This is a genomic window from Mesorhizobium sp. B2-8-3, assembly GCF_006440815.1.
Taxonomy (GTDB): Bacteria; Pseudomonadota; Alphaproteobacteria; order Rhizobiales; family Rhizobiaceae; genus Mesorhizobium.
The window spans coordinates 334,845-348,830 of the sequence record NZ_VFTW01000001.1; the positions used below are offsets into that span (position 1 = coordinate 334,845).

Here is a 13,986-nt window from a genome sequence, read left to right on the forward strand (position 1 = left end):
CAGCCTGAGCGCCCACGCGGTTCCCTCGGCCGACCGCATAGCAATCGGCCGCGCGCAAATCCTCCTTGCCCGAAATCCTACCCGCCCGAGGAACATTCGGTCCAACCGGATGTTCGGCCGAACCACTCAGGAGGATCGGATGGGAAACAGGAAACTGGCGGTCGTCACCGGCGCCTCGAGCGGCATCGGCAAGGCGCTCGCGAAACTCTGCGCCAAGGACGGCTACGATCTAGCCATTGTCGCCGATGAGCCGGCCATCGAGCAGGCCGCCGAGGCGCTCCAGTCGCATGGCGTCTCGGTCGACGCAGTGGAGGCCGACCTTGCAAGCGAGGACGGCGCCGACAAATTGATCGCCAAGATCGGCGATCGCGACATCGATCTTCTCTTCCTCAATGCAGGGCGCGGCCTGGGCCGAGGCTTTGTCGACCAGGACTGGAGCCAGGCACGCCGCGTCATCGACACCAACATCACCGGCACCGTCTACCTCGCACATAAGCTCGGCCGCAAAATGGTGGAGCGCGGTCGCGGCCGGATCCTGTTCACCGGCTCCATTGCCGGCTTCATGCCGGGTACGTTCCAGGCGGTCTACAACGGCACCAAGGCTTTCATCGATTCCTTTGCCATCGCGATGCGCCACGAGTTGAAAGACAGCGGCGTGAGCGTGACCGTGCTGATGCCGGGGGCCACGCAGACGCGCTTCTTCGAGCGTGCCGACATGATGGACACCGAGGTCGCAACGCAGGAGAAGGACAACCCCGCGGATGTGGCGAAAGACGGCTACGATGCCTTGATGGCAGGCGAAGAACAGGTCGTCAGCGGCTGGAAGAACAAGATGCAGGTCGCCGCCGCCCATGTCACGCCGGCCGGCTCGCTGGCCGAACAGCACCGCGAGATGGCCGAGCCGGGTTCGGCGAAAGAGGGCTGAAAATGATCCGGGGACATTCCCGCTCAGCGTCAGTTCCGCCGCATCGCTAGGACCCACAATTCATAGGAACAATCCCAATGAAAGCCCTGACATGGCATGGCAAAGGCGACATTCGTTGCGATCAGGTCGCCGATCCGGCGATCGAGAACGACCGCGATATCATCATTAAGGTCACCTGCTGCGCCATATGCGGTTCGGACCTGCATCTGATGGACGGCTACATGCCGACGATGAAATCGGGCGACGTGCTGGGCCACGAGACCATGGGCGAAGTGGTGGAGGTCGGCCGCGCCCATACGAAGTTCAAGAAGGGCGATCGCGTCGTCGTGCCCTTCAACATCTCGTGCGGAGAATGCTGGTTCTGCCAGAACGGCCTGTTCTCGCTCTGCGACCGGTCGAACCCCAGCGCCGAGCAGGCTGCCAAGGTCATGGGCCAGTCGCCCGCGGGCCTGTTCGGCTATTCGCATCTGGTCGGCGGCTACTGGGGAGGACAGGCCGAGTATCTGCGCGTTCCCTTCGCCGATGTCGGCCCCATCAAGGTGCCCGACGGCATCGATGACGAGCAGGTGCTGTTCCTCTCCGATATCTTTCCGACCGGCTACATGGCGGCCGAGAATGCCGGCATCCAGGAAGGCGACACTGTCGCCATTTGGGGTTGTGGACCGGTCGGCCAGTTTGCCATCCAGAGCGCGTGGATGCTCGGCGCAGGCCGCGTCATCGCCATCGACAAGGTGCCGGAACGGCTCGCCATGGCGCGCGACTACGGCAAGGCGGAAACGCTCGATTTCAGCAATTCCGATATTTACGATGCCCTGATGGCCATGACCGGCGGGCGCGGGCCGGACAGTTGCATCGACTGCGTCGGCACCGAGGCCGATGCAACCGCAACGACCGATTCCATGCTCGATAAGGCCAAGGCCACCGTCTATCTCGGCACCGACCGGCCGCATGTGCTGCGCGAGGTGATCTATTGCTGCCGCAAGGGCGGCACCATCTCGGTGCCCGGTGTCTATATCGGCCTGGTCGATCACATTCCCTTCGGTGCGGCGATGAACAAGGGGCTGACATTCCGCATGGGCCAGACCCACACCCAGCGCTATCTCGAGCCGCTCCTTCAAAAGGTCGAGAGCGGCGAGATCGACCCGTCCTTCGTCATCACCCACCGCGCCGGCCTCGAAGACGGACCCGGCCTCTACAAGACATTCCGCGACAAGCAGGACGGCTGCATCAAAGTGGTGATGCGCCCGCACGGCTGATAGCGCCGATAGCGAATGATAGGCTTTGCATATCTCTGACTGAACCAGGAAGGTTCGAAATGGCTCAAGCGAAAGATACGTCCAAGCCTCCAGTGAAGTCGCCCGACCGCGGAGGTCTTCCACATCCGCGTCGCGATGCGCAGGGCAGCGATGCAGGCGCGAAGCCGATCGCTCCGAAGACCGCAGGCGCCCCGGAGCCATCGTCCTCGCCGCTCGATAACCGTGTTGCCAGCCGCAATGCCGGCCGGCGCCGCGAGGCCGGGCCGACACCCAGGCCGACGGACAAGCCGCTCGATTGAGCGGGACGAACAAATGCGGCAGCCTGACCGTCTGTCGCGGCGCCGTTGCAGGGTCTCCTCTCCCTTCAACGGCGCCATGACACTACCCTTGGCCGTCAGCTCTTCCGGCTGCGCTCGACGAATTTGTTGAAGCGGCTCGTTCCGCCGCCAGCTTCATCCTGATGCAGGAAGGCGAGATCGTTCTCGTCGAAGATGCGGAAGAATTCGTCCCATTCGATCGGTTCGAGCGTGTCTTCGGGCTCCCCGAAATCGATGCGCAGAATGCCGCCCTTGCCTTTCGTGCGAACGACAGCCGGCTGGCCATTCCGTTCTTCTACCCACTTCCGGATTTCGTCGTGGTTGGTGGTCGTCTTGGCCTCGGACATGGACTTTCCTTTCTGCAGCGGGGACCGATGAGCGGTCCTAACAGCAGCCAACAGGCAATGTTCCAGATGGTGGAACGGCTCTCTGACAAAGCTGCGGCACCTCCTGAGACGGGAACTTTGTTGAAGCAGGGAACAAACCTTTTGCCGCGCAGTTCGGGGCGCCGAAGCCAAATCCGCAAGGGAGTCATCGTGAAACGTGTATTGGTTACGGGAGGTTGCGGCTTCATCGGCCGCCACGTCGCCCAGGAACTCACCGACCATGGCTATCAGGTGCGCCTGCTCGACGCGCTTGTCGAACAGGTGCACGGCGCCGAAGCCATCAACCTCCCTACGGGGGCCGAACTGATCAAGGGGGACGTGCGCGACCGCGACGCTGTCGCTGAGGCGGTTTCAGACGTCGATGCCGTGATCCATCTGGCGGCCGAGGTTGGCGTCGGCCAGTCCATGTACGAGATCGCCCGCTATGTCGGCACGAACGATCTCGGCACGGCGGTGCTGCTCGAGGCACTCATCAAGAAGCCGGTCGAACGGATCGTCGTGGCGTCCTCCATGAGCATCTATGGTGAAGGCCTCTATCAGACTCCGGACGGCGAGCGGATCGACAATGCGCGCCGCAAGCCTGCCGATATAAGGGAGGGCCGCTGGGATTTGCTGTCGGCGACCGGCCAAACACTGTCGCCTCTTCCGACGGACGAGGAGAAGCGGCCCGATCTCGCCTCGATCTACGCGCTGACCAAGTATGCGCAGGAACGCGCGGTGCTGATCTTCGGCCAGGCCTACGGCGTCGATGCCGTTGCACTGCGCCTGTTCAACGTGTTCGGCGCCGGACAGGCGCTTGCCAATCCCTACACCGGCGTTCTCGCCAACTTCGCCTCGCGCCTTGCCAACGGCAAGCGGCCGACGATCTTCGAGGACGGCGAGCAGAAGCGCGATTTCGTTCATGTGCGCGATGTCGCCACCGCGTTCCGGCTGGCGCTGGAGCAGCGCCAGGCCGCCGGCCATGCCATCAACATCGGCAGCGGCCACGCCTATTCGATCAGGGACGTGGCCCGTCTTCTTGCCAAGGCTATGGGCATCCCAAAGCGGCCGCCCGAAATCCTCACCAAGGCGCGCTCCGGCGATATCCGCAACTGCTTCGCCGACATCGCCAAGGCCCGGGAACTGCTGGGCTTTGAGCCGAAGCGTCGGCTGGAAGATTCGCTCGGCGAATTCGCGGCATGGGTCCGCAACAGCGTCGTTATCGACCGGGGCGCGGACATGCGGCGCGAGCTGGAAGAGCGGGGATTGGTCTCATGACCCAGAGCCACCGCCATCCGCGCAAGGCACCGATAGCCGTCATTGGCGGCAGCGGCTTCATCGGCTCCAACCTGGCCGACAGCCTGCTATCCGATGGCGAGGCCGTGCTTGTCGTCGACAATCTCAGCCGCCCGGGCGTCGAGCAGAATCTCGACTGGCTGGCGCAAAAGCACGGCGACCGGCTGAGCGCCGAAACAGTCGACATACGCGATGCCAGCGCACTGGCGGCGGCGCTGGCGCCGGCAAAGGCGATCTTTCACCTCGCCGCCCAGACCGCCGTGACGACCAGCCTGGTCGATCCCGCGCAGGATTTCGACATCAACCTCAAAGGCACGTTCAACGTGCTGGAGACCGCTCGCAGCACCGGCGTCCCGGTAGTCTTCGCCAGCACCAACAAGGTCTATGGCAGCCTGCCCCAGATCGCGGTGCGGCAAGCCGACGATCACTGCGAGCCGCTTGACGAGAAGGTACGTGCGAGCGGGGTCGATGAGAAGGTGGGCCTTGATTTCTGCACGCCCTATGGCTGCTCGAAGGGCGCGGCCGATCAGTATGTGCTCGACTATTCCAAATCCTACGGACTCCCGACAGCGGTGCTGCGCATGAGCTGCATCTACGGGCCGCGCCAGTTTGGCACCGAGGATCAGGGCTGGGTCGCGCATTTTCTACTCAGCGTCTTGTCCGGCCGGCCGATTACCGTTTACGGCGACGGCAGGCAGGTGCGCGACATCCTGCATGTGTCCGATGCCGTAGCCGCCTATCGCGGCGTGTTGGCCAGGATTGAGGACCTCAAGGGCCAGGCGTTCAACCTGGGCGGCGGCCCGAGCAATGCGGTCAGCCTGCGCGTGCTGCTGGCGGAGATAGCCGAGATGACGGGCAGCGACGTCGCGCTTCGCCACGACCGCGAGCGCGTTGGCGACCAACCATTCTTCGTCGCCGACACGCGCAAGCTGCAAGCCGCGATCGGCTGGCAGGCGCGTGTCCCATGGCGCGAAGGCGTCTGCGATCTCGCCAGCTGGCTGGTGCGACATCGGCTCCAGTCGCGCCCGGAAGCCACGAGGTACGTCGCATGAAAGTCGCCTTGGTCAATCCGTTCTGGACGTATGAGCACAGCATCTATTTCGGCTGCCGGCAGCCGCATCTGCCGCTGGAGCTCGGCTATTCGAAGGCAATGCTGGAAGCGGATGGTCACGACGTCATGATGCTGGACGGGCAATTGCAGGTCCTCGACAACGCGGCGCTGGCAGAGCAGGTGGCGTCATTCGCGCCGGACATGACCGTGGTCACCACCGCGCCGACCTATCTGTTCTGGCGCTGCGCGCCGCCTGAACTGCGCGTGCCGGGGGAATTCCTCAGCCATCTCGCCGGACGCGGCGGACGAACCGTGGCGGTCGGACCGCATGGCTCGGCGACGCCTGCACCGACCCTACGCAAGCTCGGCGTCGATGTCGTCGTGCGCGGTGAATGTGAGGACGTCGTGACGGAGCTTGCACGGCAGAGCGACTGGAGCAAGATTGCGCATACGGCCCGGCTCCAAAACGACCTTCCAGTGTGCAATGGCGGCGTGCATGCCAGCCCGTTCGTCGATCATGCTGCGCTCGCCTGGCCGTCCGACTGGATCGCCGCGCATGGCCACCACCACCACAGGTTCGATGCCCATCAGAAGGGCGCCGGCGCCGAGGTGGAAGCGTCGCGCGGCTGCCCCTATAATTGCAGCTTCTGCGCCAAGATCGATTTCCGCGATGCATATCGGCGCAGGAAGCACGACGCCGTTGTGGCCGAGATCGACGGTTTGATCAATCAAGGGGTCGGCTATATCTATTTCATCGACGAGATCTTCCTGCCGCAGAAGGCGCTGCTGGAGGCCTTGGTCGAACGCGACGTCCAGTTCGGCGTTCAGACACGTATCGACCTCTGGAAGCCGGAACTGCTCGAACTGCTTGGCGCGGCCGGCTGCGTCTCGATCGAGGCCGGTCTTGAAAGCCTGACCGTCGAGGGCCGCGCGATGCTCGCCAAGCGCTGTCGGCTCGACACAGAGGATCTGGCTGCGCTTCTGGTTGACGCCCGCCGTCATGTGCCTTTCGTCCAGGCCAATCTGATTGGCGTGGTCGAGGACGACCCGACGCTGGTGGACTATTGGCGCAAGCACCTCATCGATCACGGCGTCTGGGCGAACGAGCCCGTGCCGCTCTATCCCTATCCGAGCTCTCCCAGCTACCGCGAATTGTGGGGCGAACCCGACGACCTCGCCTGGGAGCGCGCCCATGAGCACTACCTCGCCTCCTTCCGATCCTTCAGCGACATCCAGGACCAGCGGCCGCATGCGCTGGCTGAGTTGGAGTCCTCATGCTGCAATCACTGACCCATCGTCCGCGGCGCATCCTTATGACGACTGACGCCGTCGGCGGAGTCTGGCGCTATTCGCTCGATCTGGCGCGAGAGCTGGTGGCCAGCGGCGACAGCATCGTGCTTGCCGGGCTGGGACCCGAGCCTTCCCCCGAACAGGCTCGGGAAGCGCGGTCCATCGCCGCGCTGGTTTGGCTGAAATGCCCGCCGGACTGGATGACGCGCGACACGAAAGATCTCGACCGGTTGCCTGGCGAATTGCAGGAGCTTGCGTCGGACTATGCAATCAATCTCGTACACCTCAATGCGCCGGCGCAGGCAGCCGGTCTCGAGCTGACTTGTCCGATCGTCGCGGTATCCCATTCCTGCGTGGTCACATGGCTGCATGCAGTGCGGGCGCAAATGCCCGAGGGCGATTGGGCGTGGCAACGAGAGCGCAACCGCGCCGGATTCGACCGCGCCGAAGCCATTGTCGCGCCGAGCCGAAGCCATGCCGCCATGCTCGGAGCCTGCTACGGTCCGATCGCGGGCTTGAGCGTCGTCCACAATGGTGCGCTCCCCGGCCCGGCAAGCGCGCATCGTGAGTCCTTCGTTCTCGCTGCCGCCCGCTGGTGGGATGAGGGCAAAAACGGATTGGCGCTCGATGCCGCGGCTGCCTTGTGTGGCCCTCCCGTTTTCGCCGCAGGCGAAACTGAAGGTCCGGATGGACAGCGCCTGTTCTTCGATCATTGCATCTCGCTTGGCTCGATCAGCCATTGCGAGGTTCGGCAATTGATGGCGCGGGCCAGCATGTTTGTCTCGCCGTCCATCTACGAGCCTTTCGGGCTGGCCGCCCTGGAGGCAGCCTCTGCGGGCACCCCCTTGGTGTTGGCGGACATCGCGACCTACCGCGAGATCTGGGACGGAGCAGCGACGTTCTTCGACGCGCGCGATCCCCACGCGCTTGCCGGCTGCATCGCCAGGCTCTCGCGTGACGAAAGCTTGCGACGCCAGTTCGGTCAGCGCGCCGCCCGACGGGCGCGCAAATTCTCGCTCAGCGCCCAGACGGCGCGGATGCGAGAGGTCTACGATCGGGCGGCGACGGCCATGGCAGGGCTTTGACCATGCGCTTCGTGTTCTACACCCATTCCGCCGTTTCCGACTGGAATCACGGCAACGCGCATTTCCAGCGCGGCATCATGCGCGAGCTCGTCGCGCGCGGACATGAGGCGGTCGCGCTGGAACCCGCCGACGGCTGGAGCCGATCGAATCTGCTTGCCGAGCAAGGCCCTTTCGCCGTCGAGCGCTTCCGCAAGGATTTCCCGGAGCTGATGGCGCTGAGCTATGGCCCCGGCTTCGCGCACGAAGCCTGGCTCGCCGGCGCGGATGTCGTGATCGTCCACGAATGGACGGACAAGGATCTTGTCGCGCGCATCGGACAGGCGCGAGCCTATGGCAATTTCACGCTCCTGTTCCACGACACCCATCACCGCGCCGTATCGGCGATGCAGGCGATAGCGGCACTTCAGCTCGAGCATTACGACGGGGTGCTGGTCTTCGGCGAGGTGCTGCGCGAGAGCTATCTTCGCGCCGGCTGGGGCAAACGGGTCTTCACCTGGCATGAGGCGGCGGACGACCGGCTGTTCAAGCCGTGCCCGGATGTCGACCCCGTCTCCGACCTCGTCTGGATCGGCAATTGGGGCGACGACGAACGCAGCGCCGAGATCGCCGAGTTCCTGATCGAGCCGGCGAGCGCTCTCGCGCTGTCGGGAACCGTGCACGGCGTGCGCTATCCGACCGATGCCCGAGCCGCGCTTGCCGAGGCAGGGCTGCGCTATGATGGCTGGATTGCCAATGCCGACGTGCCGAAGAGCTTCGCCCGGCATCGCGTCACCATGCACATCCCCCGCCGACCTTATCGGGAGAGCCTGCCCGGCATTCCGACCATACGCATGTTCGAGGCGATGGCCTGCGGCATTCCGCTGGTCTCGGCGCCATGGTCGGATGTCGAAGGACTGTTCCGCGCCGGCAAGGATTTCCTCTTCGCCCGGAACGGCGCCGAGATGCAAGGTCACCTTCGCGACGTGCTGAACGACAGCCAGCGTGCGGAGGCGCTCGCCGCGTCCGGCCGGGAAACCATCCTTGCGCGCCACACATGCCGGCACCGCGTCGACGAGTTGTTCGACATTCTCGCCGCATGCGGCAATCGCGAGGTCGCTGAAATCAAACCTGCAAGGGAGGCCGTCGCATGAAGATCGCCTTTTACGGATCGAGCCTTCTGTCGTCCTACTGGAACGGCGCGGCCACCTATTATCGGGGCTTGCTCAAGGCGTTGTCGAAGCGCGGCTATGACATCGTCTTCTATGAGCCCGATGTCTACGATCGCCAGAAGCATCGCGATATCAAGGCGCCGGACTGGTGCAGCGTCGTCGTCTACGAGCCGACAGCGCATGCGCTGATGCAGGTCGCCTCTTGCGCCGCGCAGGCAGACGTCGTGGTCAAGGCAAGCGGCGTCGGCTTCGAGGACGAGGCGCTACTGCATGCGGTTCTCGACAACGCTCGCCCGGATGCGCTGACCGTGTTCTGGGACGTCGACGCGCCGGCGACCTTAAGCGAGTTGCGCAATCATGCCGAACACCCCCTGCATGAGACCTTGAAGAGGATCGGCCTTGTTCTGACCTATGGCGGCGGCGATCCCGTGGTTTGGGATTATCGCGCGCTCGGCGCCGCGGAATGCGTGCCGATCTATAACGCGCTCGATCCCGAGACACATCATCCGGTCGCCGCAAATCCGGGCTTTGCCTGTGACCTCGCTTTCCTCGGCAATCGGCTGCCCGACCGCGAGGCGCGCGTCGACGCCTTCTTCTTCGACCCGGCCCGTGTGCTTGGCAGCCAACGCTTCCTGCTTGGTGGATCCGGCTGGGGCGACAAGCCCTTGCCGGCGAACGTTTCGTGGCTCGGCCATGTCGGTACGCGCGATCACAACGCCTTCAACGTCACGCCGAAGGCGGTGCTCAACATCAGCCGCGACAGCATGGCGGCCAACGGGTTTTCGCCCGCGACACGCGTCTTCGAAGCGGCGGGCGCGGGTGCATGCCTAATCACCGATGCCTGGCTCGGCGTCGAGTTGTTCCTGACCCCTGGCGAAGAGATCCTGGTCGCGCGGGACGGTGCCGACGTCGCCGAGATCGTGCGCACGCTGACGCCGACACGGGCGAAGGCGATCGGCGCCGCAGCGCTGCGGCGCGTTCTGGCCGAGCATACCTACACGCTGAGAGCCCGGCTGGTGGACGACATCTTCAAGGCGCATTTCGAGCGCCGGGCAATGGAGGCCGCGGAATGACGAAACCGCTCGACATCGTTTTCCTCGGACTTTCGTTATCCTCATCCTGGGGCAACGGCCACGCGACGACTTTCCGGGGGCTGCTGCGCGCGCTCAACGAGCTCGGCCATCGCGTCACCTTCCTCGAACGCGACGTGCCCTGGTACGCGCATCACCGGGACCTGCGCGACCCCGATTTCTGCGACTTGCGCTACTACCAGACGGTCTCAGAGCTGCGCCGCAATCACCGGCAGGAGTTGCAGCGGGCCGACGCGGTGGTGATAGGCTCCTTCGTGCCGGAAGGCAGGGCCATCATCGACGACCTCGCTTCGCTGTGCACTGGACAGTTCTGCTTTTACGACATCGACACGCCAGTGACGCTGGCGCGGGTTGCCGAGGACGATTGCGATTACCTTGCCCGCAGGCAGATCCCCTATTTCGACGTCTACTTCTCCTTCACCGGCGGACCGACGTTGCAGCGCCTCAGATCGGAGTTCGGCGCCCTCCGAACGGAGCCGCTCTACTGCTCGGTCGATCCAAAGCGACACCATCGCACCAGAGACGCGATCGAATGGGATCTCGGCTATCTTGGAACCTACAGCGCCGACCGGCAGCTCGCCCTCGAAACGCTGCTGCTGGAGCCGGCGCGGTGCCTGCCGGACCGCCGCTTCGTCGTCGCCGGCTCGCAATATCCATTCGACATCGCCTGGCCGGACAACGTCCAGCGGATCGAGCACCTGCCGCCCGCCGAACATGCCGCCTTCTACAGCCGCCAGCGTTACACATTGAACCTTACGCGGGCGTCAATGATCGCGGCAGGATGGTCGCCCAGCGTGCGGCTCTTCGAGGCCGCGGCCTGCGGCACACCGATCATCAGCGACCGCTGGCCCGGTCTCGACAGCTTCTTCCCCGAATCGACGATCGAGACCGCAGCCAGTGCCGGCGACGTGCAGGAAATCCTCACAGCCAAATCGGAGCGGGCCAGACTCGATATGGCCCGCTCGGCACGCGAGGCGGTGCTTGCAAGCCACACCGGCGGCGCTCGGGCGCGTGAATTCGTTCTGACTTTGACTCAGTCAGTCCATACGCGCGCGGCAATCGATCTGAACGTGGAAAGTGCAGCATGAATAGAGACAGGAGACTTTGCAGATGCGGCGATCAAGAAGGGTTCAGCAGACACGGGCGGCGCTTGTCGCCGGCGGTGCCGGTTTCCTCGGTTCGCATTTGTGCGAGGCCCTGCTTGACGACGGGTATCGCGTCATATGCGTCGACAACTTTCTTACGGGCCGAATGGAGAATGTCAGCTCGCTAATCGGCCAAGCCCGGTTCCGGCTGATCGAGCAGGACGTTTGCGTCCCGCTGGAACTCGGCGAGGCTGTCGACCGCGTTTTCAACCTGGCCTGCGCGGCATCGCCGCCCCGCTACCAGGCCGATCCGATCCACACAACGCGCACCTGTGTGATCGGAACGCTCAATCTGCTCGCGCTCGCCGCAAGCAACGGCGCCCGCTTCCTGCAGGCATCGACCAGCGAAGTCTACGGCGATCCAGAACAGCACCCACAGCGCGAGGACTATGTCGGCCACGTCAACTGCACAGGACCGCGCGCCTGTTATGATGAGGGCAAGCGCACCGCGGAGACGCTCTGCTTCGATTATCTGCGGGCCGAGATGGCCGATATTCGCGTCGCCCGCATCTTCAACACCTATGGTCCCAGAATGGACCCAGCCGACGGCCGCATCGTGTCCAACCTGGTCATGCAAGCGATCGAGAAACGGCCGCTGACGATATTCGGCGATGGCCGGCAAACGCGCTCATTCTGCTATGTCAGCGACATGATCGGAGGATTGCGACGCCTTATGGATGTCGATCCCAATCCGCGACAGCCGGTCAATCTGGGCAATCCCGGCGAGTTTTCGATCCTCGAATTGGCAAGGCTGGTTCGGGAACTGACCGGCAGCAGATCACCCGTGAAATTCCTGCCCTTGCCGCAGGACGACCCGCGCCGCCGGCGGCCCGACATAGGCCGCGCAAGAGCGCTTCTCGGCTGGTCACCGAAGGTGCCTCTCAGGCCAGGCCTACTGCAAACCATCGCCTTTTTCTCGAGGCTCGACGACCTCGCGATGGAGGCCATCGTACCGGTCAAGAGGACTGAGGCCGGAAAAGCTCAGAACCTTCAGCTCTGAGGCGGTGGCTTCCTTCACCGTAGCGGAACAACCGACCGGGGTTGCGGTTGGACATGACAACCGTCATGGAGAAGAACTGTGCAGCCGAAGCGACCAATCAAGGACATCGACCAGATGGCGGCGGCCGAAACCGCCGCGTTCCTGCGGCGAGCCTCCATCACCTATCTCGAATGTTGCGTCAGTCTGATGATGACACATCTGCAGCGCGAGGAAGTGGCCACAATTCTGGAGGAGGAAGCGGACATGCTGCGCAGGCTGGACTGATCAGGTCCTCGCGCGCTCGATAAAACGCGAAAGCCTGGTTTCGTAGCGGTCGGCGGCGCGCGTGGCTCTTATCCGCTCATCGCCGTGTGTCGACTGTCGGGCCATCGTCCACAGCCCAAGCTGGAAGGCGAGATAGCAGGGCTCCATGTAGTCCACCAAGGAATGATCGACGGCACGCGACATTTCTGCCTCAACGCCTTGGATGAGCCGCGAAAGCTCGGCGTCGGAAAGCTCATATTCCACCGTCGCGCCTGCAATGTCCCACGTTATGTCCTGACAGCCGACAATGTCGTGCGAGCGGCAATGGTCGACGGCGTCCGTCTTGAGCAGGGTTCCCTCCGGCCGAACCAGAAATTCCCACGGGTGCAGGCGTCCGTCGATCTCGATCCTCCGCAGGAAGGAATGTGAGGAGTGGCGGGCGAACCAACCCTTTAATGCTTGGGCCGGCTCTTCCCCCAAGGCTTCCCTGCAGTTTTGCATGGCCATGTCTGCAAGCCTCTCCAGCGACGCGCCGGCCTCTTCCGTCTGCAACTCGGCAGCGCGCCAGCCGAGATAGCGTCCAAGCCATTCGACCAGCAGGTCCCTGGCCAGCTCTGTCCGATCCAGCCTGTCCGCGTCTGTCCAACGCTCGATCAGGAAGCCGTGGCAGAGTCCGGCAGGCTGCGTTCCAAAACCGGCCCTGTGCACCGACCTTGCCGTGTGCAGCTTGTGCTGCCCGGTCCCGCCGAGACCGGCGAACTTGACCAACCAACGCTCCGTGCCCGCCAGTGCCAGGAATTTTCGCCGCTCAAATCCGGCAAACACCGGAGGCCAATGCTCCGGCGCCGTGGAAATATGCTTGCGCCATTCGCCGCCGGAAATGTCGCTGAGTTCGACATCGGCCTTGCCGAGGAGGTTCGCCACCCATCGGCGAAGGTTCGGCGCGACGCATCCATCGAAGGCCGCTTCGAAGTCCGCGACATGGCGCGAGCAGTGACTCCAAATAGCCTGCATGTCTGCCGAAGCTTGCACGCCCGGCCCGCCACGGTGGCTTGGGAACAGATGAATGCGCTCCTGGTCGATGTCCTGCCGGCGCAGCCAGGCAACGACAGCATGAAAGGAACTGCCGGAGAGGCCCGGACCTTCATCAACGATGGCAAATTTGGCAAGAGGTCTGTCGCGCCAAGAGCCGAGGAGTTCGGGCGCGGCGCAAATGTGCCGGGAAAACGGATGGCCGATCGGTCGCACGCTAACAGGCGGCGGCGCATGCAGGGCGGCGGCGACCATCGCCGCCAAGCCGAGACCAATGCTGCGGATGCCGATGACGCATGTGTTTGCGTCGAGTCCCGACCGCAGCGCTGCAAGCAGATAGGTTTCCGGATATAGCGCATAAAGCGCGTAGCCTTCGGCCGGGCCGGTGGTTATTTCGTTGCCACAGTCCATGCCGGCAAGCTTCGCAAGCAGCGACGCATCGAGCACTCCATGCCGGACAAATCCTTGTTGCCAGGATCGCAGCACTTCCTCCGACAACTCGACGAGAATTTCCGACCCCAGCTTCTGTCTCGAGGAATTCCAATCGCCGCCCTTGATGTCGAATTCCGCATCGGCAAGGCCTTGTATAAGTTCGGAAGCGCCGACGAAAAGATCGACCAGGGCAGCGTGGCGCTCGATGCCCGCGGGCAGATCGCCGATCGCTCTCGCGGCGGCCAACACAGCTTCCCTGAGCTGTTGTGCGCTGTGCGCTCGCTTGTGGTCGCCGAAGACGATCATGCGG

The 13,986-nt window shown here is 63.9% G+C and carries 14 protein-coding genes; 12 read left to right on the top strand and 2 right to left on the bottom strand.

What is annotated here, in order from left to right; genetic code table 11:
- Positions 1 to 139: 139 nt before the first annotated feature.
- From FJ418_RS01810 to FJ418_RS01820, 3 genes are all read left to right on the top strand, one after another.
- On the top strand, positions 140 to 925 hold the full coding sequence (locus FJ418_RS01810) for an SDR family NAD(P)-dependent oxidoreductase (protein ID WP_140784793.1): 786 nt from the start codon (positions 140 to 142) through the stop codon (positions 923 to 925).
- A 77-nt stretch (positions 926 to 1,002) separates the two neighbouring features.
- Complete coding sequence (locus FJ418_RS01815; protein ID WP_140784792.1) at positions 1,003 to 2,181, top strand: zinc-dependent alcohol dehydrogenase; 1,179 nt, start codon at positions 1,003 to 1,005, stop codon at positions 2,179 to 2,181.
- 59 nt (positions 2,182 to 2,240) lie between these two features.
- The gene (locus FJ418_RS01820; RefSeq protein WP_140654208.1) at positions 2,241 to 2,480 is read left to right on the top strand and encodes a hypothetical protein; all 240 of its coding nucleotides are present in this window, start codon (positions 2,241 to 2,243) and stop codon (positions 2,478 to 2,480) included.
- A 95-nt stretch (positions 2,481 to 2,575) separates the two neighbouring features.
- Here the strand turns inward: FJ418_RS01820 and FJ418_RS01825 are convergent, their stop codons facing one another.
- The gene (locus FJ418_RS01825; protein WP_140646358.1) at positions 2,576 to 2,845 is read right to left on the bottom strand and encodes a hypothetical protein; all 270 of its coding nucleotides are present in this window, start codon (positions 2,843 to 2,845) and stop codon (positions 2,576 to 2,578) included.
- Between the two features lie 189 nt (positions 2,846 to 3,034).
- Between FJ418_RS01825 and FJ418_RS01830 the strand changes: the two genes are divergently transcribed.
- From FJ418_RS01830 to FJ418_RS01870, 9 genes are all read left to right on the top strand, one after another.
- A complete protein-coding gene (locus FJ418_RS01830) occupies positions 3,035 to 4,141 on the top strand; it encodes an SDR family NAD(P)-dependent oxidoreductase (protein ID WP_140710557.1) in 1,107 nt (368 codons plus the stop codon).
- A complete protein-coding gene (locus FJ418_RS01835) occupies positions 4,138 to 5,211 on the top strand; it encodes an NAD-dependent epimerase/dehydratase family protein (RefSeq protein WP_140710555.1) in 1,074 nt (357 codons plus the stop codon). The genes FJ418_RS01830 and FJ418_RS01835 overlap by 4 nt, the downstream gene beginning before the upstream one ends.
- Positions 5,208 to 6,500 carry a TIGR04295 family B12-binding domain-containing radical SAM protein gene (locus tag FJ418_RS01840; RefSeq protein WP_140863285.1) on the top strand — a complete coding sequence of 431 codons (1,293 nt, stop codon included), beginning with the start codon at positions 5,208 to 5,210 and terminating at the stop codon, positions 6,498 to 6,500. The genes FJ418_RS01835 and FJ418_RS01840 overlap by 4 nt, the downstream gene beginning before the upstream one ends.
- Entirely contained in the window at positions 6,485 to 7,585 is a 1,101-nt protein-coding gene (locus FJ418_RS01845; RefSeq protein ID WP_140654214.1) for a glycosyltransferase family 4 protein, read from the top strand. Before FJ418_RS01840 ends, FJ418_RS01845 begins: the two co-directional genes overlap by 16 nt.
- Before the next feature lie 2 nt (positions 7,586 to 7,587).
- A complete protein-coding gene (locus tag FJ418_RS01850; RefSeq protein ID WP_140784790.1) occupies positions 7,588 to 8,715 on the top strand; it encodes a glycosyltransferase in 1,128 nt (375 codons plus the stop codon).
- Positions 8,712 to 9,806 (top strand): glycosyltransferase, encoded by a 1,095-nt coding sequence (locus FJ418_RS01855; protein WP_140654218.1) that lies wholly within the window; start codon positions 8,712 to 8,714, stop codon positions 9,804 to 9,806. The genes FJ418_RS01850 and FJ418_RS01855 overlap by 4 nt, the downstream gene beginning before the upstream one ends.
- Entirely contained in the window at positions 9,803 to 10,912 is a 1,110-nt protein-coding gene (locus tag FJ418_RS01860) for a glycosyltransferase (protein ID WP_140710545.1), read from the top strand. The genes FJ418_RS01855 and FJ418_RS01860 overlap by 4 nt, the downstream gene beginning before the upstream one ends.
- A 22-nt stretch (positions 10,913 to 10,934) precedes the next feature.
- On the top strand, positions 10,935 to 11,969 hold the full coding sequence (locus tag FJ418_RS01865) for a UDP-glucuronic acid decarboxylase family protein (protein ID WP_140863287.1): 1,035 nt from the start codon (positions 10,935 to 10,937) through the stop codon (positions 11,967 to 11,969).
- Positions 11,970 to 12,047: 78 nt separating this feature from the next.
- The gene (locus tag FJ418_RS01870) at positions 12,048 to 12,233 is read left to right on the top strand and encodes a hypothetical protein (RefSeq protein ID WP_140654223.1); all 186 of its coding nucleotides are present in this window, start codon (positions 12,048 to 12,050) and stop codon (positions 12,231 to 12,233) included.
- On the opposite strand, the gene FJ418_RS01875 is transcribed toward FJ418_RS01870, so the two are convergent.
- A complete protein-coding gene (locus tag FJ418_RS01875) occupies positions 12,234 to 13,982 on the bottom strand; it encodes a hypothetical protein (protein ID WP_140710541.1) in 1,749 nt (582 codons plus the stop codon). It abuts the gene before it with no gap.
- Positions 13,983 to 13,986: the final 4 nt, after the last annotated feature.

Bases quoted from the DNA above. Each gene is read 5' to 3' on its own strand.
- FJ418_RS01810 (WP_140784793.1), top strand. From the start codon at position 140: ATGGGAAACAGGAAACTGGCGGTCGTCACCGGCGCCTCGAGCGGCATC.
- FJ418_RS01815 (WP_140784792.1), top strand. From the start codon at position 1,003: ATGAAAGCCCTGACATGGCATGGCAAAGGCGACATTCGTTGCGATCAG.
- FJ418_RS01820 (WP_140654208.1), top strand. From the start codon at position 2,241: ATGGCTCAAGCGAAAGATACGTCCAAGCCTCCAGTGAAGTCGCCCGAC.
- FJ418_RS01825 (WP_140646358.1), bottom strand. From the start codon at position 2,845: ATGTCCGAGGCCAAGACGACCACCAACCACGACGAAATCCGGAAGTGG.
- FJ418_RS01835 (WP_140710555.1), top strand. From the start codon at position 4,138: ATGACCCAGAGCCACCGCCATCCGCGCAAGGCACCGATAGCCGTCATT.
- FJ418_RS01840 (WP_140863285.1), top strand. From the start codon at position 5,208: ATGAAAGTCGCCTTGGTCAATCCGTTCTGGACGTATGAGCACAGCATC.
- FJ418_RS01845 (WP_140654214.1), top strand. From the start codon at position 6,485: ATGCTGCAATCACTGACCCATCGTCCGCGGCGCATCCTTATGACGACT.
- FJ418_RS01850 (WP_140784790.1), top strand. From the start codon at position 7,588: ATGCGCTTCGTGTTCTACACCCATTCCGCCGTTTCCGACTGGAATCAC.
- FJ418_RS01855 (WP_140654218.1), top strand. From the start codon at position 8,712: ATGAAGATCGCCTTTTACGGATCGAGCCTTCTGTCGTCCTACTGGAAC.
- FJ418_RS01860 (WP_140710545.1), top strand. From the start codon at position 9,803: ATGACGAAACCGCTCGACATCGTTTTCCTCGGACTTTCGTTATCCTCA.
- FJ418_RS01865 (WP_140863287.1), top strand. From the start codon at position 10,935: ATGCGGCGATCAAGAAGGGTTCAGCAGACACGGGCGGCGCTTGTCGCC.
- FJ418_RS01875 (WP_140710541.1), bottom strand. From the start codon at position 13,982: ATGATCGTCTTCGGCGACCACAAGCGAGCGCACAGCGCACAACAGCTC.